The sequence below is a fragment of the Streptomyces flavovariabilis genome (genome assembly GCF_000725785.1).
Classification (GTDB): domain Bacteria; phylum Actinomycetota; class Actinomycetes; order Streptomycetales; family Streptomycetaceae; genus Streptomyces; species Streptomyces hawaiiensis.
The window spans coordinates 431,481-452,228 of the sequence record NZ_JNXD01000001.1 but is presented as its reverse complement, the minus strand read 5'-3'; the positions used below and the strand labels follow the sequence as shown (position 1 = coordinate 452,228).

The 20,748-nt window shown below is 70.9% G+C and carries 23 protein-coding genes; 11 read left to right on the top strand and 12 right to left on the bottom strand.

Annotation, left to right across the window (positions count from 1 at the left end):
• Nucleotides 1-26 precede the first annotated feature (26 nt).
• Complete coding sequence (locus IO24_RS0101985; RefSeq protein WP_031131085.1) at nucleotides 27-1,826, top strand: sulfatase-like hydrolase/transferase; 1,800 nt, start codon at nucleotides 27-29, stop codon at nucleotides 1,824-1,826.
• On the opposite strand, the gene dusB is transcribed toward IO24_RS0101985, so the two are convergent.
• Complete coding sequence (gene dusB / locus IO24_RS0101980; RefSeq protein WP_031131083.1) at nucleotides 1,827-2,960, bottom strand: tRNA dihydrouridine synthase DusB; 1,134 nt, start codon at nucleotides 2,958-2,960, stop codon at nucleotides 1,827-1,829. It abuts the gene before it with no gap.
• A 78-nt stretch (nucleotides 2,961-3,038) separates the two neighbouring features.
• Here dusB and IO24_RS0101975 point away from each other — a divergent pair, with 78 nt between their 5' ends.
• Nucleotides 3,039-4,484 (top strand): MFS transporter, encoded by a 1,446-nt coding sequence (locus IO24_RS0101975; RefSeq protein ID WP_031131081.1) that lies wholly within the window; start codon nucleotides 3,039-3,041, stop codon nucleotides 4,482-4,484.
• Nucleotides 4,485-4,547: 63 nt separating this feature from the next.
• Here the strand turns inward: IO24_RS0101975 and IO24_RS0101970 are convergent, their stop codons facing one another.
• Nucleotides 4,548-4,982, bottom strand: coding sequence for a VOC family protein (locus IO24_RS0101970; protein ID WP_031131079.1), 435 nt, complete (start codon nucleotides 4,980-4,982; stop codon nucleotides 4,548-4,550).
• Nucleotides 4,983-5,175: 193 nt separating this feature from the next.
• On the opposite strand from IO24_RS0101970, the gene IO24_RS0101965 reads away from it, so the two are divergent.
• Entirely contained in the window at nucleotides 5,176-5,382 is a 207-nt protein-coding gene (locus tag IO24_RS0101965) for a hypothetical protein (protein WP_031131077.1), read from the top strand.
• A gap of 17 nt (nucleotides 5,383-5,399) precedes the next feature.
• Here IO24_RS0101965 and IO24_RS0101960 read toward each other — a convergent pair whose 3' ends face one another.
• From IO24_RS0101960 to IO24_RS0101945, 4 genes are all read right to left on the bottom strand, one after another.
• A complete protein-coding gene (locus IO24_RS0101960) occupies nucleotides 5,400-6,266 on the bottom strand; it encodes a GNAT family N-acetyltransferase (protein ID WP_031131075.1) in 867 nt (288 codons plus the stop codon).
• A gap of 88 nt (nucleotides 6,267-6,354) precedes the next feature.
• Nucleotides 6,355-6,948 carry a TetR/AcrR family transcriptional regulator gene (locus IO24_RS0101955; RefSeq protein WP_031131073.1) on the bottom strand — a complete coding sequence of 198 codons (594 nt, stop codon included), beginning with the start codon at nucleotides 6,946-6,948 and terminating at the stop codon, nucleotides 6,355-6,357.
• Between the two features lie 25 nt (nucleotides 6,949-6,973).
• Complete coding sequence (locus tag IO24_RS0101950) at nucleotides 6,974-7,978, bottom strand: aldo/keto reductase (protein WP_031131071.1); 1,005 nt, start codon at nucleotides 7,976-7,978, stop codon at nucleotides 6,974-6,976.
• A gap of 98 nt (nucleotides 7,979-8,076) precedes the next feature.
• Entirely contained in the window at nucleotides 8,077-8,694 is a 618-nt protein-coding gene (locus tag IO24_RS0101945; protein ID WP_031131069.1) for a LysE family translocator, read from the bottom strand.
• 117 nt (nucleotides 8,695-8,811) lie between these two features.
• Here IO24_RS0101945 and IO24_RS47085 point away from each other — a divergent pair, with 117 nt between their 5' ends.
• Nucleotides 8,812-8,940: a hypothetical protein gene (locus tag IO24_RS47085; protein ID WP_267886804.1), complete on the top strand. Its 129-nt coding sequence runs from the start codon at nucleotides 8,812-8,814 to the stop codon at nucleotides 8,938-8,940.
• Nucleotides 8,941-9,001: 61 nt separating this feature from the next.
• Here the strand turns inward: IO24_RS47085 and IO24_RS0101935 are convergent, their stop codons facing one another.
• A complete protein-coding gene (locus IO24_RS0101935) occupies nucleotides 9,002-10,384 on the bottom strand; it encodes a glycine--tRNA ligase (RefSeq protein WP_031131068.1) in 1,383 nt (460 codons plus the stop codon).
• 185 nt (nucleotides 10,385-10,569) lie between these two features.
• On the opposite strand from IO24_RS0101935, the gene IO24_RS0101930 reads away from it, so the two are divergent.
• From IO24_RS0101930 to IO24_RS0101915, 4 genes are read left to right on the top strand one after another with little or no spacing between them, the layout of a single operon-like run.
• Nucleotides 10,570-11,517, top strand: a complete 948-nt coding sequence (locus IO24_RS0101930) for a metal ABC transporter substrate-binding protein (protein WP_031131066.1) — start codon at nucleotides 10,570-10,572, stop codon at nucleotides 11,515-11,517.
• A gap of 20 nt (nucleotides 11,518-11,537) precedes the next feature.
• Nucleotides 11,538-12,305 carry a metal ABC transporter ATP-binding protein gene (locus tag IO24_RS0101925; protein ID WP_031131065.1) on the top strand — a complete coding sequence of 256 codons (768 nt, stop codon included), beginning with the start codon at nucleotides 11,538-11,540 and terminating at the stop codon, nucleotides 12,303-12,305.
• The gene (locus tag IO24_RS0101920) at nucleotides 12,305-13,207 is read left to right on the top strand and encodes a metal ABC transporter permease (protein WP_031131064.1); all 903 of its coding nucleotides are present in this window, start codon (nucleotides 12,305-12,307) and stop codon (nucleotides 13,205-13,207) included. Before IO24_RS0101925 ends, IO24_RS0101920 begins: the two co-directional genes overlap by 1 nt.
• A 58-nt stretch (nucleotides 13,208-13,265) precedes the next feature.
• Nucleotides 13,266-13,685 carry a Fur family transcriptional regulator gene (locus IO24_RS0101915; protein WP_031131063.1) on the top strand — a complete coding sequence of 140 codons (420 nt, stop codon included), beginning with the start codon at nucleotides 13,266-13,268 and terminating at the stop codon, nucleotides 13,683-13,685.
• A 297-nt stretch (nucleotides 13,686-13,982) separates the two neighbouring features.
• On the opposite strand, the gene IO24_RS0101910 is transcribed toward IO24_RS0101915, so the two are convergent.
• From IO24_RS0101910 to IO24_RS46175, 4 genes are all read right to left on the bottom strand, one after another.
• Complete coding sequence (locus IO24_RS0101910; RefSeq protein WP_031131061.1) at nucleotides 13,983-14,816, bottom strand: isoprenyl transferase; 834 nt, start codon at nucleotides 14,814-14,816, stop codon at nucleotides 13,983-13,985.
• 66 nt (nucleotides 14,817-14,882) lie between these two features.
• On the bottom strand, nucleotides 14,883-15,629 hold the full coding sequence (gene recO / locus IO24_RS0101905) for a DNA repair protein RecO (RefSeq protein ID WP_003990109.1): 747 nt from the start codon (nucleotides 15,627-15,629) through the stop codon (nucleotides 14,883-14,885).
• A 26-nt stretch (nucleotides 15,630-15,655) separates the two neighbouring features.
• Entirely contained in the window at nucleotides 15,656-15,871 is a 216-nt protein-coding gene (locus tag IO24_RS0101900) for a hypothetical protein (protein WP_030836519.1), read from the bottom strand.
• Nucleotides 15,868-16,074: a hypothetical protein gene (locus IO24_RS46175; protein WP_078898792.1), complete on the bottom strand. Its 207-nt coding sequence runs from the start codon at nucleotides 16,072-16,074 to the stop codon at nucleotides 15,868-15,870. The genes IO24_RS0101900 and IO24_RS46175 overlap by 4 nt, the downstream gene beginning before the upstream one ends.
• 255 nt (nucleotides 16,075-16,329) lie before the next feature.
• Between IO24_RS46175 and IO24_RS0101895 the strand changes: the two genes are divergently transcribed.
• Together IO24_RS0101895 and IO24_RS0101890 are read left to right on the top strand one after the other, a co-directional pair.
• Complete coding sequence (locus IO24_RS0101895; protein WP_031131056.1) at nucleotides 16,330-16,803, top strand: GNAT family N-acetyltransferase; 474 nt, start codon at nucleotides 16,330-16,332, stop codon at nucleotides 16,801-16,803.
• A 66-nt stretch (nucleotides 16,804-16,869) separates the two neighbouring features.
• Nucleotides 16,870-18,345: an alpha/beta hydrolase gene (locus tag IO24_RS0101890; protein WP_031131054.1), complete on the top strand. Its 1,476-nt coding sequence runs from the start codon at nucleotides 16,870-16,872 to the stop codon at nucleotides 18,343-18,345.
• 75 nt (nucleotides 18,346-18,420) lie between these two features.
• On the opposite strand, the gene IO24_RS0101885 is transcribed toward IO24_RS0101890, so the two are convergent.
• A complete protein-coding gene (locus tag IO24_RS0101885; protein ID WP_031131052.1) occupies nucleotides 18,421-18,858 on the bottom strand; it encodes a protein-tyrosine phosphatase family protein in 438 nt (145 codons plus the stop codon).
• Nucleotides 18,859-19,121: 263 nt separating this feature from the next.
• Between IO24_RS0101885 and IO24_RS0101880 the strand changes: the two genes are divergently transcribed.
• Nucleotides 19,122-20,747 (top strand): ABC transporter substrate-binding protein, encoded by a 1,626-nt coding sequence (locus IO24_RS0101880; RefSeq protein WP_031131050.1) that lies wholly within the window; start codon nucleotides 19,122-19,124, stop codon nucleotides 20,745-20,747.
• Nucleotide 20,748 lies beyond the last annotated feature (1 nt).

Below are 20,748 nucleotides of genomic sequence, written 5' to 3'. Positions count from 1 at the left end.
GGGCTTTGAACGGGAAGGACCTCCGGGTGCCTGTCTTCACACGCTTCCACCGGTCGTCGCGGCCGGTCGACGGGATGTCCGGGGCCGATTCCCCACCGGAGCGTGACGTGCGGGCGGACGCCTCTGAGGAGGCGGAGAGCGCCGGAGCCGGGACACGCCTCAGCCGCCTCCGTACCTGGCGCACCCGCCTCCCCCGCGCCGCCCGCGTCCTCCACCTGACCACCACCGCCCTCGCCGCCGTCCTGGTCCTCGGGGCGCTGCTGCTGCCCAACACCCTCCCGGCCCTGAAGGCGGTCAGCTTCGCGCGGATCCCGGCCGAGGCGGTCATCGGGGCCGTCGTCGTCCTGGCGCTGCCGCCCCGGCCCCGGCTGGCGGCGGCGGTCCTGTACGGGCTCGGCCTCACCGCCCTGACCACGGTGAATCTGCTCGACATGGGGTTCAACGAGTATCTGGGCCGGGGCTTCAACGCCGCGCTCGACTGGGATCTGCTGCCCGACGCGCAGGCGTACGTCGAGGACACGCTGGGCGGGGGCGTCGCGACCGCCGCCGCCGTCGGCGCGGTGCTGCTCGTGCTGCTCGTGGCGGCCGTCATGGTCGCGGCGGCGGTCCGGCTCGCGAGCGTGCTGGCCCGCCATCGGGCGCGGGCGACCAAGGGCACCCTGATCGCCGGCACCACCTGGGTCACCTGCTCCGCGCTGGGCCTGACGCTGTTCGGCGGCCCGGTCGCCTCCGAGCGGGGCGCCGGGGCGCTCAGGGTGCACGCGCAGCGGACGGTGGAGTCGCTGCGGGACGAGGCGGCGTTCGTGCAGCAGGCGAAGGCGGACACCTTCGGCAACACCCCGCCCGGTCAGCTCCTCACGGACCTGCGCGGCAAGGACGTGATCTTCACGTTCGTCGAGAGCTACGGCCGCAGCGCGATCGAGGACCCGGCCATGGCCCCCGGCGTCGACCGCACCCTCGACACCGGCACCAAGGCACTGGAGAAGGCCGGCTTCGCCGCCCGCAGCGGCTGGCTGACCTCGGCGACGTACGGCGGCAGCAGCTGGCTCGGCCACTCCACGACCATGTCCGGCCTGTGGATCGACAACCAGCGCCGCTACCGCACGGTCACCGCGGGCGACCACCTCACCCTCACCAAGGCGTTCCAGAAGACCGGCGCGTGGGACACGGTCGGCGTCATGCCGGGCGTGCAGAAGGGCTGGCCGGAGGAGAAGTGGTACGGCCTCGACAAGCTCTACGACGCCTTCGACCTGGGCTACCGGGGCCCGAAGTTCAGCTGGTCGACCATGCCCGACCAGTACGCGCTGGAGGCGTTCCAGCGGCAGGTGCACGGCAGGAAGCGGGACAAGCCGCTGATGTCCTTCGTCATCCTGACCTCCAGCCACCAGCCCTGGGCGCCCCTCCCGAAGATGGTCGGCTGGGACGAGCTCGGCGACGGCTCGGTCTTCGAGGCGATCCAGAAGGCAGGCAACAAGGCGTCGGACGTCATCACCGACACCGCCAGGTCCCGCGAGGAGTACGGCAGGTCCATCCAGTACTCGCTCACCAGCCTCACCCAGTGGCTTCAGCGCTACGGCACCGACGACACCGTGCTGGTCTTCCTCGGCGACCACCAGCCCATCGCCCGGGTCAGCGGGAACCGCGCCTCCCGGGACGTGCCGGTGTCGATCGTCGCGAAGGACCCGAAGGTCCTGGACAAGGTCGCCGGCTGGAACTGGACGGAGGGCCTCAAGCCCGGCCGGGACGCGCCCGTGTGGAAGATGGACGCCTTCCGCGACCGCTTCCTGAAGGCGTTCGGCTCCACACCGCACCCCTCCACGGGCTGATCAGCCGCCGGAGGTGTCGAGCTCGGCGTCCTCGCCGACCCCGGCGCAGTCGTAGGGGTCCTTCAGCCAGCCGTCCGGCAGCACCACCCGGTTGTTGCCGGACGTACGGCCCCGGGGTCCGTCTGCGCCGGCGGGCCAGGGCTGGTCGAGGTCCAGCTCGTCCAGGCCGGAGCGCAGCTCCTGGAGCGAGGAGGTGACGGCGAGGCGCTTGCGCATCTCGGAGCCGACCGCGAAGCCCTTCAGGTACCAGGCCACGTGCTTGCGGAAGTCGATCACGCCCCGGGCCTCGTCGCCGATCCACTCCCCGAGCAGGGTGGCGTGGCGGACCATGACGTCGGCGACCTCGCGCAGGGCGGGACGGGCGATGTCCTGGGGGCGCCCCTCGAAGGCCGCCACGAGGTCGGAGAACAGCCAGGGCCGCCCCAGGCACCCGCGCCCGACGACCACACCGTCGCAGCCGGTCTCGCGCACCATCCGCAGGGCGTCCTCGGCCGACCAGATGTCGCCGTTGCCGAGCACCGGGATCTCCGGCACGTGCTCCTTCAGCCGGGCGATGGCCTCCCAGTCGGCGGTGCCGCCGTAGTGCTGGGCGGCGGTGCGGCCGTGCAGGGCGATGGCGGTGACGCCCTCCTCGACGGCGATCCGGCCGGCGTCGAGGTAGGTGATGTGGTCGTCGTCGATGCCCTTGCGCATCTTCATCGTCACGGGCAGCTCGCCGGCGCCGCTGACGGCCTCACGCAGGATGGCCCGCAGCAGGTTCCGCTTGTACGGCAGCGCGGAGCCGCCGCCCTTGCGCGTGACCTTCGGCACCGGACAGCCGAAGTTCAGGTCGATGTGGTCGGCGAGGTCCTCTTCCGCGATCATGCGGACGGCCTTGCCGACGGTCGCGGGGTCCACGCCGTACAGCTGGATGGAGCGGGGCCGCTCACTCGCGTCGAAGTGAATGAGCTGCATGGTCTTCTCGTTGCGTTCGACCAGCGCCCTGGTGGTGATCATCTCGCTGACGAACAGGCCCTTGCCACCGCTGAACTCCCGGCAGAGCGTACGGAAGGGCGCGTTGGTGATCCCGGCCATGGGGGCCAGGACGACAGGCGGCTGGACGGTGTGCGGACCGATCTGGAGGGGCGCGGACATGCCTCCATTGTGCCGTGCAATGAGATGGCAAAATTCATTAGTTAGCCACACTATCGAATTCGGCGTACGATGAAGCGCATGCCCGAGCTCAGTCCCCGCCGCCGGATGCTGGTGCTCGCGATCTGCTGCATGAGCCTGCTGATCGTGAGCCTGGACAACACGGTCCTGAACGTGGCCCTGCCGTCCATGCAGCAGGACCTGCACGCCGGCACGTCGGGTCTGCAGTGGACGATCGACGCGTACACGCTGGTCCTGGCCTCGCTGCTGATGCTCGCGGGCTCCACGGCCGACCGGATCGGCCGCAAACGCGTTTTCATGGCGGGCCTGGTCGTGTTCACGATCGGCTCGGTCCTGTGCTCCCTCGCGCCGAACCTTCAGGCGCTGGTCGCGTTCCGGATGGTGCAGGCGGTGGGCGGCTCGATGCTGAACCCGGTCGCCATGTCGATCATCACCAACACCTTCACCGACCCCCGCGAGCGGGCCCGGGCGATCGGCGTCTGGGGCGCGGTCGTCGGCATATCGATGGCCGCCGGCCCTCTCGTCGGAGGCCTCCTGGTCGACTCCGTCGGCTGGCGCTCCATCTTCTGGATCAACCTGCCGGTGGGCCTGGCGGCGCTGCTGCTCACCCTGCGTTTCGTGCCCGAGTCCCGCGCGCCTCGCGCTCGCCGCCCCGACCCCGTGGGGCAGGTGCTGGTGATCGCGCTGTTCGGCTCGCTCACGTACGCGATCATCGAGGCGCCGAGCACGCCGTTCACCTCCATCGCCCCGCTGGTCGTCGTGGCCCTGGCGGCCCTCGCCGGCCTGCTCCGGTACGAGTCGCGCCGCGCGGAGCCCCTGATCGACCTGCGCTTCTTCCGCTCGGCGCCGTTCAGCGGGGCGACGGTCATCGCGATCAGCGCGTTCGCCGCGCTCGGCGGCTTCCTCTTCCTGTCGACGCTGTACCTGCAGAACGTACGCGGCCTGACCGCCCTGGAGGCCGGCCTGTGGATGCTGCCGATGGCGGTCCCGACGTTCCTGTGCGCACCGCTGTCGGGCCGTCTGGTGGGCGCGCGCGGCCCGCGCCTGCCCCTGCTGATCGCGGGCTGCGCGATGACCGCGAGCGGTGTCCTGTTCGCCGCGTTCGAGGCGGAGACCTCGAACGTCACGCTCTTCGCCGGCTACGTCCTCTTCGGCATCGGCTTCGGTTTCGTCAACGCGCCCATCACCAACACGGCGGTGTCCGGCATGCCGCGCGCCCAGGCGGGCGTGGCCGCCGCGGTCGCTTCCACCAGCCGGCAGCTCGGGCAGACGCTGGGGGTGGCCGTGGTGGGCGCGGTCCTCGCCTCGGGCGTCGGTTCGTCCTCGTACCGGGACACGTTCGTGTCCGCGGCACGGCCCGGGTGGTGGATTCTGGCGGTGTGCGGGTTCGCGGTGCTGGCGCTCGGGGCGGTGACGAACGGACAGTGGGCTCGGGGAACCGCCGAACGGGCCGCACAGCGGCTGGAGTCGCCGGGGGTACGGCAGACCGCCGGATCGAGCGGCTGAGCCCCGGACGACCCCCGGGCCCGGCCCTCGCCGGCACCGGCCGCGTCTGCGACCCGGATCGGCTCAGTCGAGACAGAACTCGTTGCCCTCGATGTCCTGCATCACGATGCACGACTCGTCGTACTCGTCGGCGAGCAGCACCTGCACGCGTGTGGCGCCGAGCGCGACCAGTCGTGCGCACTCGGCTTCGAGCGTGGCGAGGCGCTCCTCCCCCACGAGCCCGGTGCCGACACGTACATCGAGATGCACCCGGTTCTTGACCACCTTGACTTCGGGGACGCGCTGGAAGTACAGCCGCGGGCCCGCACCCGAGGGATCACCGCACACGAACCCGGCACCCCGGCGCTCGGGCGGCAGGGTGCGATCGAAGTCGCCCCACGACGCGAACCCCTCGGGCGGCGGCGGTACGACGTACCCCAGCACCTCGCACCAGAAGCGGGCCACCCGCTCGGGTTCGGCGCAGTCGAACGTGACCTGGACCTGCCTGATCGATGACATCGGCGCACCATAACAGGACCCCGCTTCTCATCTCCCGTTGTATATCCGCACGTTGTCGTGATGCCCCGACGGCATCGGGCCCGCCCGCGTCTGAGAACTCGTCCCCGGGGAAACCCTGTTGATGTTGGTCTTGCTGCACACTCCTTGCTGCGAGCAGACCGGAACGCCGGATTTCTCGACGCGGGAAGGCGCCATGACACAGATCGACACGAGCAAGGTCAGCCGCTGGGACCAGCACGGCCGGGAGCATGTGGTGCGCGTGAACCGGACGGGTGTGCAGCGCACGATCAGATGCGACACCTGCGGCTGGCGCAGAAGTGCCCAGTTCCTGCCCTGGCTGAAGGCGGAGGAACACCTGGCGGAGGCCCACCAGGCGACGGTGGACCCGACGGCGGCGTGAGCCGGCCCGGACACCTCCTAGTAGAGGATCGAGGGCAGGTACGCGCCGTCGGGCCGGTTGTACAGGCCGATGGTCATCAGGCTCATCAGCTGCACGACCTTGAGGCCGTTGGACAGGCACCACCTGAGCAGCGCGCTGTCGTCCGCGGGGACGAGGATGCCCGGGCCGCCGAACTGCGGGGCCGCCGCGATGAGGGCCTGGAGGTCCGGGGTGGTCTCGCCCACGGCGTGCGCGAAGAACGCCAGGTCGGTGGCGTACCCGGTGACGCGTCCCTCGCGTTCGACGACCCGGGCGGTGCCCTGTTTGAGCGCGTCGGCGACCTCCCCGCCACGGTCGACGCCGTGGACCTGCCGGCATACGTCGTTGCAGGCGCCGAGGTCCGCGTCCGTGGCCTCCCGCACCGGGTATCCGGGCATCGCGCGCCGGATCGGCGGGCCCTGCACGCAGGCCACCGTGGCCCGGTGGACGAAGCCCAGGCCGACGTAGAGCGAGAACGACCTGTTGTGGTAGCCGCTCTGCAGCAGCCGGATGCCCGGCGCCCCGCGCTCGGCGGCCCGCTCCATCACGTCCCGCATCAGGCGGCGGCCCACGCCCGCGTTCTGCGTGGTGGGGTCGACGGTGACGGGCCCGACCCCGACGACGGTCGAGCGTTCGTCCAGGAAGTTGCTGCCGACGATCCGCCCGTCGAGCTCGGCGACGACACTGTAGAACCCCGGGTGCGTCAGGGCTCCCTCGATCAGCGTCACACCCACTTCGGGGCTGGGGATGTCGGGTGGGAACGCATGCTGCTCGGCGATGCCGGCGAAGGCCTCGTAGCAGATCCTTCCGCACTCGGCGGCATCGTCGGCCGTGCCCGGGCGCAATGTGAGAGCCACGATCGCCATCCCTTCTACGCGCCCCCGCGCGGCGCCCCCCCTCACTTCCATCCTGTGCCCGTCCCGGCCGGGACGCACCCGGTACTGCCGGACACCTCTACGGTGTCCGCCGCAGCCCCTGCACCAGCAGGTCGACGACCGCCGCGAAGTCGGCCTCGGCCCCCGGCTCCTCCCACTCCGTCGCATGGCAGGGGTCGTGGAAGCGGCCCGTGGCCTGGAACACCGCCCTGGCCGATGCCTCCGCGTCGGTGGCTGCGAAGTCGCCGGTGTCGACGCCGGCCTGGATGATGCGGGTCAGCTGGGACTCCAGGTCGGTGATGTGCTCGCCCACCGCCGTGCCGGCCTCGCGGGTGAGGACCAGGTACGTGGCGAAGAGCTCCGGGTCCTCGCCCGCCTTGCGGCGCTTCGCGGCGAACAGTGCGGCGAGCCAGTCCCGCAGCCGGGCCTCCGGGACGCGGTCCGCCTCTGCGATCCCGGACAACTGCCCGGACGTGCGGTCCAGCCAGCGCTTGGTGACCGCCTCACGCAACGCCGCCTTCGTCCGGAAGTGGCGGTAGACACTGCCGTGGCTGACGCCGAGCGCCCGGGCGACGTCCACCACGGTGGCCTTGGCCGGTCCGTGGCGGCGCAGCACCTCCTCGGTGGCTTCGAGGATGCGCTCGGCGGTCAGAGTCTCGCTGGTCGGTGCCATGCCCTGACCGTACCCAAAGCCCGGTTCAGCTTTCGAGGTGCGCCATCTGGGCTGCCGGGTACCGGTCGCCGGCGGCGGCACCGGCCGGTACGGCCTCCTCTATCGCGGCCAGGTCGGCCGTCTCCAGCGTCACGCCCAGCGCGCCCAGCGCTTCCGTGAGCCGGTCGCGGCGGCGGGCGCCGACGAGGGGCACGATGTCCTCGCCGCGGGAGAGCACCCAGGCGATGGCGATCTGCGCGACGCTGACGCCCTTCTGCTCAGCGATCTTCCGCAGCGCCTCGACGAGGTTCAGGTTGTGCCGGAGGTTGTCGCCCTGGAAGCGCGGCGACATCGCCCGGAAGTCGCCCGGGCCGAGCTGCCGGCCGGCGGTGAAGTGGCCGGAGATCAGGCCCCGGGAGAGCACGCCGTACGCCGTGATGCCGATGCCCAGCTCGCGGGTGGTGGGCAGGATCTCCTCCTCGATGCCGCGGGAGATGAGGGAGTACTCGATCTGGAGGTCGGAGATGGGTGCCGTGGCCGCCGCCCGGCGGATCGTCTCGGCACCGACCTCGCTCAGGCCGATGTGCCGTACGTAGCCCTTCTCGACGAGCTCGGCTATCGCGCCGACCGTCTCCTCGATCGGCACGTCCGGGTCGAGGCGGGCGAGGCGGTAGACGTCGATGTGGTCGACGCCGAGGCGCTGGAGGGAGTGGGCGGCGAAGTTCTTCACGGCGGCGGGCCGGCCGTCGTAGCCGAGCCAGCTGCCGTCCGGGCTGCGCAGGGCGCCGAACTTCACGCTGACCAGGGCCTGTTCGCGCCGGGCGGCGGGAGCGGCGCGCAGGGCCTCGCCGATCAGCATCTCGTTGTGGCCCATGCCGTAGAAGTCGCCGGTGTCGAGCAGGGTGACGCCCGCTTCGAGCGCCGCGTGGAGGGTCGCGAGAGACTCGGCCCGGTCCGCCTCGCCGTACAGGGCGGACATGCCCATGCAGCCGAGACCGAGGGCGGAGACCAGGGGGCCGGTGGTTCCGAGGGGGCGGGTTCGCATCGTCATGCCCTCCACCATGCCATGACAGCTGACAGATTTCAATATCTGTCATTCGATACTTGTCAGCCCTTTGGGCGCGCCTCAGCCCCGCTCGGCATCCGCGACTACCGGGCCGTGAACGCCAGCTTCGCCCCCAGCGCCACGAAGGAGCCCGCGAAGCCCCGCCGCAGCCAGGCCGTCACCCGCGGCCGGCCCACGACATGCCGGCGCACCGACGCTGCCAGCACCCCGTACGCGGCGAACACGACGAAGGTCGCCAGCATGAAGACCCCGCCGAGCCCCGCCATCCGCAGCACCGCGTGCGGCTCCCCGGGGCCGACGAACTGCGGCAGGAACGCGAAGAAGAAGATCGTCAGCTTCGGGTTGAGGATGTTGATCAGCACCCCGCGCACGATCACCCGGCGCGCCGGCACTGCGGGGGCCGCCTCCGGCTCCTCCACCACGAGGGCCTCCTTGTCCCGCACCGTCGCCCACGCCATGTACAGCAGGTAGGCGACACCCGCGTACTTCAGCACCTGGAACGCGGTCACGCTCGCGTGCAGCAGCGCGGCCACGCCGGTGACCGTGGCCAGCAGATGCGGCACGATCCCGAGCGTGCAGCCGACGGCCGCGACGACACTCGCGCGCCGCCCCCGGGAGAGTGCGGCGGCGAGGGTGTAGACGACGCCGGTGCCCGGCGTGGCGACGACGACGAGGGTGGTCAGCAGGAAGGCGAGGCTCATGCCGTCACCCTGGCGCGGCCCCCGCCCCGGCGACAGGGCCAATCGGCCCCGCTGCTACAGGACCAATCCGCCGCACCGCTGAGACCTCGGCGTCCCCACCGGTCGACGTGGGAGCAGGTGCAGCACGTGGAGGCCGAGCGGCGCGGCATCTGGGCGCCCTCGGCCGTCAAGTCCCTCGACACGGTCACCTCGAAGCGGAACCGCGCCTCGGACCACGCGGCGGTCTACGTCGACCTGGACCTGTGAAACGCGGCGGTGCCGGGCCCCTCCGAGGAGGGACCCGGCACCACGGCACGGCGAAACGCGGTCAGCAGCCGATCAGGCGGGACGCCAGGTAGCCCTCGATCTGGTCGAGGGAGACCCGCTCCTGCTTCATCGTGTCGCGCTCGCGGACGGTGACCGCGTTGTCCTCGAGCGTGTCGAAGTCGACGGTCACGCAGAACGGCGTACCGATCTCGTCCTGGCGGCGGTAGCGGCGGCCGATGGCGCCGGCGTCGTCGAAGTCGATGTTCCAGTTCTGCCGGAGCGCCTGGGCCAGGCCCTTGGCCTTCGGGGACAGCTCCGGGTTGCGGGACAGCGGCAGCACCGCGACCTTCACCGGGGCAAGGCGGTGGTCGAGGCGCAGCACGGTGCGCTTCTCCATCTTGCCCTTGGCGTTGGGGGCCTCGTCCTCGATGTAGGCGTCCAGCAGGAACGCCAGCATCGCGCGGCCGACACCGGCCGCGGGCTCGATGACGTACGGAGTCCAGCGCTCGCCGGCCTCCTGGTCGAAGTACGTGAGGTCCTGGCCGGACGCCTTGGAGTGGGCACCGAGGTCGTAGTCGGTGCGGTTGGCCACACCTTCCAGCTCGCCCCACTCACTGCCGCCGAACTGGAAGCGGTACTCGATGTCGGCGGTGCGCTTGGAGTAGTGGGAGAGCTTCTCCTTCGGGTGCTCGTACCACCGCATGTTCTCTTCGCGCAGGCCGAGACCGGTGTACCAGTTCCAGCGCTGCTCCATCCAGTACTCCTGCCACTTCTCGTCCTCGCCCGGCTTGACGAAGAACTCCATCTCCATCTGCTCGAACTCGCGGGTGCGGAAGATGAAGTTGCCGGGCGTGATCTCGTTGCGGAAGGACTTGCCCATCTGGGCGATGCCGAACGGCGGCTTGCGGCGCGAGGTGGTCTGCACCTGGGAGAAGTTGGTGAAGATGCCCTGCGCGGTCTCGGGCCGCAGGTAGGCGACGGAGCCGGAGTCCTGGGTCGGGCCGAGGTGGGTGGACAGCAGGCCCGAGAACTGCTTGGGCTCGGTGAACTGGCCCTTGTTGCCGCAGTTGGGGCAGTTGACGTCGGCCAGGCCGTTCTCCGGCAGGCGCTTGTGCTTGGCCTCGTAGGCCTCCTCCAGGTGGTCCGCGCGGAACCGCTTGTGGCAGGAGGTGCACTCGGTCAGCGGGTCCGTGAAGGTGGCGACGTGACCGGAGGCGACCCAGACCTCGGGGGCCAGGATCACGGACGAGTCGATCCCCACGACGTCCTCGCGGGACGTCACCATGTAGCGCCACCACTGGCGCTTGAGGTTCTCCTTGAGCTCGACACCCAGGGGGCCGTAGTCCCAAGCGGCGCGCTGGCCGCCGTAGATCTCACTGCAGGGGAATACGAAGCCCCGGCGCTTGCTCAGGCTGACGATGGTGTCGATCTTGTCGGCGGCCACGGTGCTCTCTTCATTACGACGACGGGCGACGAAGCGAGATGCTTCCAGCGAATGCTTCAGGTTACCGGCGGGGGCGCCCCCTCAATCAAATCGCTCCCCCCTCGGGCCGCCGCCGCCCCCCTCGGGACGCCCAGCTCAAGGCCATTTGTTGACAACGGTTTCCATATTTGTTGAAAATGACTGTCATGAACGTACGACGACGCCTCATACCCGCCGCCCTGGCCTCCGCTCTCGGCCTCGGCGCCCTGACCGCCTGCTCCAGCGACAGCGCGGCCTCGGGCAACACGGACAAGTTCGACGTCGTCGCGTCGTTCTACCCGATGGCGTTCCTCGCCGAGCAGATCGGCGGCGGCCACGCGAACGTCACCAGCCTGACCGAGCCCGGCCAGGAGCCGCACGACCTGGAGATCAGCACCAAGCAGCGCGCGCAGCTGGAGGAGGCCGACGCGGCGCTCTACCTCAAGGGCCTCCAGCCCGCCGTCGACGAGGCCGTCGGCCAGACCGGCATCAAGACGAAGATAGACGCGGCCACGCTGACCCACCTCGAGGACCACGGCACCGGCGGCCACACCCACGAGGGCGAGGAGGGCCACGCCGAGGAGGAGGAGCACGGCCGCGACCCGCACGTCTGGCTCGACCCGGTGAAGTACGCCGAGATCGCCCAGGGCGTCGGCAAGGCCTTCGAGAAGGCCGACCCGGACCACGCGGCCGACTACAAGAAGAACACCGCGGCCCTGGTCACGAAGCTGAAGGGCCTCGACGGCGACTTCAAGGACGGCCTGAAGAACTCCAAGTCCAAGGTCTTCTTCACCAACCACGCCGCCTTCGGCTACCTCGCCGAGCGCTACGGCCTCACCCAGGAGGCCATCTCCGGCATCGACCCCGACAGCGAGCCCAGCGGCGCCCGGGTCCGGGAGCTCCAGCAGGAGGCCAAGGCCGACGGCGTCACCACCGTCTTCTACGAGACACTGGTCTCCGACAAGACCGCGAAGACCCTCGCCCGCGACGCGAATCTGAAGACGGACGTCCTCGACCCGCTCGAGGGCATCACCGACAAGTCCCGCGGTGACGACTACTTCCAGGTCATGGAAGCCAACCTCAAGGCCCTTCAGGCGGCCCTGGGAGCCAAGTGATCGACCCATCGGAGGACGGCATGACCGAGCCCGTCGTATCCCTGCGCGGCGTCCGCGCGGACCTGGGCTCGCGCCCCGTGCTGCGCGGCATCGACCTCACCGTGCGCCGCGGCGAGGTCGTCGCCCTGCTCGGCGCGAACGGCTCGGGCAAGTCGACCGCCGTGCGCAGCATCATCGGCCAGGTGCAGACCGGCGCCGGCGAGATCGAGCTGTTCGGCACGGACCGCGGGCGGTTCCGCGACTGGCACCGCGTGGGCTACGTCCCGCAGCGCACCACGGCCGCCGGCGGCGTGCCCGCCACGGTGACCGAGGTGGTCTCCTCCGGCCGCCTGTCCCGGGCCCGCTTCGGCGTGCTGCGCAAGGCGGACCACGCGGCCGTGCGCGCGGCCCTGGAACTCGTCGGCATGGCGGACCGGGCCAAGGACTCGGTCGACGCCCTCTCGGGCGGCCAGCACCAGCGCGTCCTGATAGCCCGCGCGCTCGCCTCCGAGCCGGAACTGCTGATCATGGACGAGCCGATGGCCGGTGTCGACCTGGCCAGCCAGGAGGTTCTCGCGCACACGCTGCGCGAGCAGGTCTCCCAGGGCACGACCGTGCTGCTCGTGTTGCACGAACTGGGCCCGCTGGAACCCCTCATCGACCGGGCGGTCGTCCTGCGTGACGGCTGCGTCGTCCACGACGGCCCGCCCCCGGAGGCCGTCGGGCAGCACGCGCTTCCCGGCCACGACCACGTGCACCCGCACGCACCGGCGGGCGCCGAACCGATCCGCACGGGACTGCTGAGCTGATGGACTTCCTCGACTACGCCTTCATGCAGCGGGCCCTGCTCGCCGCCGTCCTGGTCGGCATCACAGCCCCCGCCGTGGGGATCTACCTGGTCCAGCGCCGCCAGGCCCTGATGGGCGACGGCATCGGCCACGTGGCGATGACCGGCGTCGGCCTCGGCTTCCTGCTGACCTGGTCGCCGGTGTGGATGGCGACCCTCGTCTCCGTCCTCGGCGCGATCCTCATGGAGCTGATCCGCTGGTACGGCAAGACCCGCGGCGACCTCGCCCTCGCGATGCTGTTCTACGGCGGCATGGCCGGCGGTGTGATGTTCATCAACCTCGCGCCGACGGGCTCCAACGCCAACCTGACGTCGTACCTGTTCGGCTCCCTGTCGACGGTGTCCGAGTCGGACGTCACAGCCATCTGCGTCCTGGCCGCCTTCGTCGTGCTGGTCACCCTGGGCCTGCGCCGGCAGCTGTTCGCGGTCAGCCAGGACGAGGAGTTCGCCCGGGTGACGGGCCTGCCGGTGCGCGCCCTGAACCTGCTGACCGCGGTCACCGCGGCCGTCACGGTGACCGTCGCGATGCGCGTGGTGGGCCTGCTGCTGGTCAGCGCGCTGATGGTGGTGCCCGTCGCGGCCGCCCAGCAGATCGGCCGCAGCTTCGCCGCGACGTTCGCGATCGCCGTGGCCATCGGTGTGAGCGTGACGATCGGCGGCACGGTCACCTCGTACTACCAGGACGTGCCTCCCGGCGCGACGATCGTGCTGCTGACCATCGGCGCGTTCATCGTGCTGACGGCGCTCGCGGCCCCGCTGGCCCGCCGCCGCGCCCGCTCGGCGGCGGCCGCGAACGGGACGGCCGACCCCGCCGAATGCGCCATCCCGGGCAGCCGGGCGGCAGCAGACGAAGTCGGCGTCTGACCGCCCCCACCCCGGGCTGGCACAATGGCCCGGGCAAGGCAGACGTGAGGAGGCAACGGTGACGACCGCTGGACCGTCCGTGAAGGGCCGCGCCACCAAGCAGCGGGCCGCTGTGTCGGCGGCCCTGCAGGAGGTCGACGAGTTCCGCAGCGCGCAGGAACTGCACGACATGCTCAAGCACAAGGGCGACTCGGTCGGGCTCACCACGGTCTACCGCACCCTGCAGTCCCTCGCCGACGCCGGCGAGGTCGACGTCCTGCGCACGGCCGACGGCGAGTCGGTGTATCGGCGTTGTTCCACCGACGATCATCACCACCACCTCGTGTGCCGAAGCTGCGGCAAGGCCGTCGAGGTCGAGGGCCCGGCCGTGGAGAAGTGGGCGGAGTCCATCGCCGCCGAGCACGGCTATGTGAACGTGGCCCACACGGTGGAGATCTTCGGTACGTGCGCCGACTGTGCGGGGGCCTCCGGCGGTTGAGCCGGTGTCGCTTCCCGCCGCGGGGGTGAGGCCGCGTTGCCGGCTGCTGGTGCGTGGGGGTGGTTTGCGCAGTTCCCCGCGCCCCTGGGATGGGTGGCGCAGCGTCGTTGCCGGCTGCGGGTGCGTTGTGGCTTGTCGCGCCGTTCCCCGCGCCCCTGGGGTGAGGCCCCGGGGGGCGAGTCTGTGGCGGGCGAGGAGGGACAGGGCCGTGGAGGTCAGGGTCACGGCGCCGCCGACGCGCAGGATGAGGTCGTAGCGGCCCGGCTGCCACCGGAGGGGCTGCCGGGCCACTGCTCGTTACGGCTGCTCGCCCTCCACGGCCAGCAGTTCCTCGTTCGGGACGGCCCCGCCGAAGCGCCGGTCCCGCGAGGCGAACTCCAGGCAGGCCCGCCACAGGTCACGCCGGTCGAAGTCCGGCCACAGCACGTCCTGGAAGACCATCTCGGCGTAGGCGCTCTGCCAGATCAGGTAGTTGGAGGTGCGCTGCTCACCGCTGGGGCGCAGGAACAGGTCCACGTCCGGCATGTCCGGGTAGTACATGTACTTCGCGAAGGTCTTCTCGCTGACCTTGGACGGGTCGAGCCTGCCGCTCTTCACGTCCTCCGCCATCGCCTTGGCGGCGTCGGCGATCTCGGCCCGGCCCCCGTAGTTCATGCAGAAGTACAGGGTCAGCCGGTCGTTGTCCTTGGTCTGCTCCTGGGCGATCTGGAGCTCCTTGGCCACGGACCGCCACAGCTTCGGCATCCGCCCGACCCAGCGCACCCGGATACCCAGCTCGTCCAGCTGGTCCCGGGTCTTGCGGATGAAGTCCCGGTTGAAGTTCATCAGGAAGCGCACCTCTTCGGGCGAGCGCTTCCAGTTCTCGGTGGAGAAGGCGTACAGGGAGATGGCGCCCACGCCCATCTCGACGGCCCCCTGGAGCACGTCCAGCACGCGCTCGGCACCGACCTTGTGCCCTTCGGTGCGTGGCAGGCCCCGGTCCTTGGCCCAGCGGCCGTTGCCGTCCATGACGATCGCCACATGCTGCGGTACGAACTCCCCGGGGATCTTCGGGGGCCGCGCGCCGGACGGGTGCGGCTCCGGCGTCCTGTACTCCCGGCGCTGGCGCCCCAGGATCCCGCGTACGGCCATGTGTTTCTCGTCTCCTCGTGCTCGCTTGTTTCGCTGCTGCCGTGTCTTCGCTGCCCTGCCGCCGCGCTACTTCTCGACGTAGCGCAGGGAGCGCAGGCCGCGCTCCATGTGCCAGTGCAGATACGCGGACACCAGCCCGCTGCCCTCCCGGACGTAGCGCGCCTCGCACGCGTCCGCGGTCTCCCAGTCTCCCGTAAGCAGGGCGCCGAGGAGTTCCAGGGCCTGGGGCGAGGGTACGACGCTGCCGGGCACGCGGCAGTCCACGCAGACCGAACCGCCCGACGCTACCGAGAAGAACCGGTTGGGCCCGGGCATCCCGCACTTCGCGCAGTCGGTGAAGCTCGGGGCGTACCCGTTGACGGCGAGGGACCGGAGCAGGAACGCGTCGAGCACGAGATGCGGCGCGTGCTCGCCGCGGGCGAGGGTCCGCAGCCCTCCGACCAGCAGCAGGTACTGCTGCACGGCCGGCTCGCCCTCGTGGTCGGTGAACCGCTCGGCGGTCTCCAGCATGACGGTCCCGGCCGTGTACCGGGCGTAGTCACTGACGATGCCGCCGCCGTACGGCGCGATGGTCTCGCTCTGGGTGCACAGCGGCAGCCCCCGTCCGACGAGCTCGCTCCCCTTGGCGAAAAACTGCACGTCGACGTGGGAGAACGGCTCGAGACGCGCACCGAACTTCGACTTCGTCCGGCGCACGCCCCGGGCTACCGCGCGTACCCGTCCGTGACCGCGCGTGAGCAGCGTGATGATCCGGTCCGCCTCACCCAGCTTCTGGGTGCGCAGCACGATGCCGTCGTCGCGGAACAGACTCATGGAGCCATTCTGGCAGGGTCGTCACGTCAAGGGACCTCGCCCCTGCTGCGGGCGTTGGCGTACGCGGTCGCCGCGCGCAGCCGCTCGGCCGGGGTGGCGTGCCGGACGGCTCCGGGGTCGGCGTCCCACTCCCTGCCGCCCCCGTACGGCCTCAGCTGCACGTAGGGCCCCTCATGGCCCATCACGATGCCGATGCGACCGCTGCGGGTGTCCACGACATACGCGCCGACCGGAGGCTTCATCGCCGCACCGCCGCGAGCCGCCGGGCGGTCCGTACGGAACACGGGCCCAATGCGATGAGCGGGCAGGGCGCTTCCCGCGCAAAACTCACCGGGTCAAGTCCCCGTGAGGGCATGATGATTCCGGCCTTGGCGAGTTCTGCCCGCAATTCTTTCACCGCGTCCTCCGCTTCTTCGGCGCAGAGCGCCGAGTGTCGTGCCTCCACCGTGCTCCCCCTCCTTTTGCGGTTTCACTCTTCGCGCCTTGACGGTGACGCTCCGCGACTACACTCGGGAAGGGTCTGTGCCCTACAACTGCGGCGCGGCACAAAGGGGTTCGGCACCGAACGCGGTAAACCGGCGTTATCGGTTGCGCTTCACGGAAAGCCGGTGACGCCGATGCCGATAAGCGGTATGGCGACGGCCGTTGAGACAATCCGTCCGTGGAAGCGTCAGAGGGGCCTTCGGAGCCGGAATGGGGCATGCGCCCCGCGCGATCGGCGGATGTCGAGGCGATAGCGGAACTACGGGCCGTGGTGATGCGCCCGGACCTGGAGCGGCTGGGCCGCTACGACGCGCACCGGGTCAGGCAGCGCCTTCGGGACGGCTTCTCCCCGCGGCACACCTCGATCATCATGGCGGCCGGCGCCTTCGCGGGCAGCGTCACCCTGCGCCCCCGGGATGACGGCCACTGGCTGGAGCACTTCTACCTCAGCCCGGGCCTCCAGGGCCAGGGCCTGGGCTCGGCGGTCCTCGCAACCCTCCTGAACAGGACGGACACGACCGGCGACGTCGTCCGCCTGAACGTCCTCCAGGGCAGCCCGGCCCGCCGCCTCTACGAACGCCACGGCTTCACGGTGGAGACACAGGACGCGATCGACGTCTTCATGCTGCGGCCGGCGCCGCCCCGTCGCCCACCCGCACCTCAGCCCGCCACCCCGAACCCCTGGGGGTAATCCCCCTGCGACAGTCGGGAGTTACCCGGATGTGGCCGTCCGCCGAAGTCGGCCAGGCTGCTCGGCATGAAGCAGATCACGAAACTCGCGGCGCTGGTCGCCGCCGCCGGTGCGGTTCTCGGGCTTGCCGGGCCCGGCGGGGCGTCCGCCGCCCCACCCGACCGCCTCGACTGGACCAAGTGCACCGCCCCCGGCCTCGACCCCAGACAGCAGTGCGCCACCGTCGGCGTCCCCATGGACTACGCCGACCCGGACAGCCCGGAGGTCCGGATCGCCGTCTCCCGGATCCCCAGCGAGAAACCGTCCACGCGGCGAGGCGCGCTGTTACTCGTCCCGGGCGGTCCCGGCGGAGACAGCCTCTCCGACCCCTCCGGCAAGGGGCAGAAGCTGCCGCAGAAGGTGCGGGACGCCTACGATCTCATCGGGTTCGCGCCGCGCGGGATGGCGCCCTCCACCGCCGTCGACTGCGGGCTCGACCCCGCCGACCTCGGCATGACCAGGCTCCTGCCCTGGCCCGCCCCGGACGGTTCCGTCGCCGAGAACATGGCCACCGCCCGGCGTACGGCCCAGGCCTGCGCCCGCAACGGCGGGGAGCTGATCCGGCACATCAGCACCGCCAACGAGGCCCGTGACCTCGACCGTGTCCGGGCCGCGCTCGGAGAGCGGAAGATCTCCGCGTGGGGCGTCTCGTACGGCACGTACGTCAGCGCCGTCTACAGTCAGCTGTTCCCCCACCGTACCGACCGCATCGTGCTGGACAGCAACGACGATCCCGACCCCACCCGGGTGACCCGCGGCTGGCTGGCCGCCTTCGAGGTCGGTGTCGAGGACAACTTCCCCGAGTTCGCCAAGTGGGCGTCCCGGCCCGGGAATCCGCACCGGCTCGCCCGCACCCCCGCCGAGGTGCGCTCCGGCTTCCTGCGCCTCGCCGCCCGGCTGGACCGCCATCCCCTTCCCTGGCCCGGCGTCAACCCGCCGCACCTGGACGGCAACACGCTGCGCCAGACCATGCTGACCAGCCTCTACGACCCCGATGACTACCCGAAGCTGGCCAAGACGATCCTGGCCGCCCGCAAGGGCACCGTGCCGCCCGCGCCCCAGTCGCCGCCCGAGTCGGTGCTCCAGAACGTCGCCGCGGTCGCCGTCGGCACCATCTGCAACGACGTCGACTGGCCCGGGTCCGCCGCCGTGTACCAGAAGGACGTCGACAAGAGCCGGGTGGAGTACCCGCTCACCGCGGGCATGCCGCGCGGCCCGATGGTGTGCGCCGCCCTGTCGTACGAACCGAGGGAACCGGCCGTACGGATCACCGGCCGCGGACCCTCGAACATCCTGCTCGTGCAGAACGAGCGGGACGTCGCCACCCCGCTCGCCGGTGCCCGCAAGCTGCGCCGGGCCCTCGGCGACCGGGCTGTCATGGTCACCGTGAACTCCACCGGCCACGACTCCTACCTCGACAACGGCAACGCCTGCGGCGACCGGATCGTCTCCCGTTTCCTGGCCACCGGGAAGCGGCCCGGATCCGACGTCTACTGCGAGTGAGCGGTGCGGTGGCCCGCCGCCCCCGTACCGGCGGGCCACCGCGCGGAACGCCTCCCCCGGCTCCCGGTGCGGGGCTCATCCCTCGCCGAACCGGCGCACGTACCTCCGCTGCCAGGGCGTTTCCACCGCGTGCCGGTCGTAGTGCCGTCGGACGAACCCCACCGCCTCTGCCCCCGGCACCCCGTCCAGCACCGCCAGGCAGGCCAGGGCCGTGCCCGTGCGGCCGCGTCCGCCGCCGCAGGCGATCTCCACCCGCTCACGGGCGGCCCGTTCCCCTACGCCGGCCAGCACCGCGCGGGCGGCCGCCCGGTCCGAGGGGAGGCGGAAGTCGGGCCAGCGGATCCAAGCCGACTCCCAGGGGACGTCGGGCGGCTGCCGGCCGAGCAGGTAGACGCCGAAGGAGGGGCGGGGCGCGGTCGGGTCCAGGGGGTGGCGCAGGCCCCGGCCCCGGACCAGCCGGCCGGACGGCAGTCGCAGGACGCCGGCATCGCTCTCGTTCCACAGCTCGCTCACGCCCTCATCATGCGCCGGGTCCGCCCGCCCGGTGGCGGAACCGGCCCACCTCCCGCGACTCCCGGCCCGCCCGGACCTGCCCTGGTACACCGTCAACTCCTGCCGTCGTGCGGTGCCATCGGTCCGGCCTCTGGCGGATGGGCCATTCGTGTGCGATCCCTTGACCGCCCCCACGGCCCCTCCTATCGTCGCGCTGACCGCAGGACGTAGGACGTCGTATCTCCGCTGCCCGTCCCTTCCCCCCAGACCTCGCTGGAGGACCCGTGCGCGACGTGACCCCCGACGTGCCGGCGCCGCACCGCCGGTCGTTCCTGAAGTACACCGGCGCACTGGGCGCGGCAGCCGTCTCCGCGTCGGTGCCGGCGTGTTCGGCCGGTCCGGAGTCCACCAACGACACCGGCACGGGCAGCGGTCAGGACCGGACCCTCACCGCGGTGATCGGCTACGGCAACGACGGCAGCTGGGACCCCACCCAGACCGCGTCCGCGTTCTGCATGGCCGCCAACCACCACATCTACGAGGGGCTGCTGGACACGGATCCGATCTCCCGTGAGCCGTACGCGGCACTGGCGACCGAGGTGCCCGAGGATCCGGACAGCACCTCTTGGAAGTTCACTCTGCGGGCGGGGGCGACGTTCCATGACGGCAAGCCCGTCACCGCAGACGACGTCGTGTTCGTCTTCCAGCGGATCCTCGATCCCGGCACCCAGACCCTCGCCAAGGGCTTCTTCGCGAGCTGGCTGAAGGAGGCCCGGAAGATCGACGCGCGGAACGTCGAGCTGGTGCTGAGGTTCCCGTTCCCGGACGGGCTTTCGCGGCTGACGCTCGCCAAGATCATGCCGAAGCACGTGTTCTCCCGGCCGGGCGGCTGGGACGAGGCCATCAAGGGCAAGGCCATCGGCTCGGGACCGTACCGGCAGACCGCGCACCACCCGAAGTCGAACACGACCTTCGAGGCGTTCGACGGCTACAACGGCCCCCGCAAGCCCGCCTTCCGGAAGATGAACTGGCTGACGATCGTGGACGCGGCCCCCCGCGTCGCGAAGATCTCGGGATCCAGCGCGGGCGCGCACATCGCGGACAACATCCCGTACGCCAACATCGGCCAGTTGGAGAGCGGCGGGCTCACCGTCGCCGGCGGGGCCGGGATGAACAACCTGTTCCTGATGTTCAACACCCGGCACAAGCCCTTCGACGACGTGCGCGTGCGCCAGGCCCTGCACTACGCCATCGACACCGGGAAGATGGTGGAGGTCGCCCTCAAGGGCCACGGCAAGCCCTCCAGTTCCTTCCTCGACGAGGCCAACCCGTCCTACCGCCGGGCGAAGACCGTCTACGACCACGACCCCGAGAAGGCGAGGGCCCTGCTGAAAGAGGCCGGGGTCAAGGGGCTGAGCATCGAGATCCTGGCCGTGAACGTCAGCTGGATCGTCGACTGTCTGCCGACCATCAAGGCGTCCTGGGACGCGATCGGCGTGCGGACGACCCTGTCCCCGCAGGAGACCACGGCCGTCTTCACGAAGATGGACCAGAAGCAGGACTACCAGGTCGTGGCGGCCGCCTCGAACCCCAACCAGTTCGGCCTCGACGCCGACCTGATCATGCACTACAACTACGGGCCCGAGAACCTCTGGATGCGGTACACGCGGTGGGCCGCCGACCCGGTCGCCAAGCAGCTCTTCAAGGACATGGACCGGGCGACCCGGGAGCCCGACCCGGCGAAGAAGAAGGCGATCGTCCAGGACTACATCGACGTCGTCGCCGAGCAGGCCGTGCTCTACCCGGTCGTCCACAACGAGCTGATGACGGCCTGGAACCCGGCGCGGCTCAGCGGGATAAGGGCACAGCCGTACCCGGGCATCAACCTCCTCCGGGCCAGGTGGGCCTAGC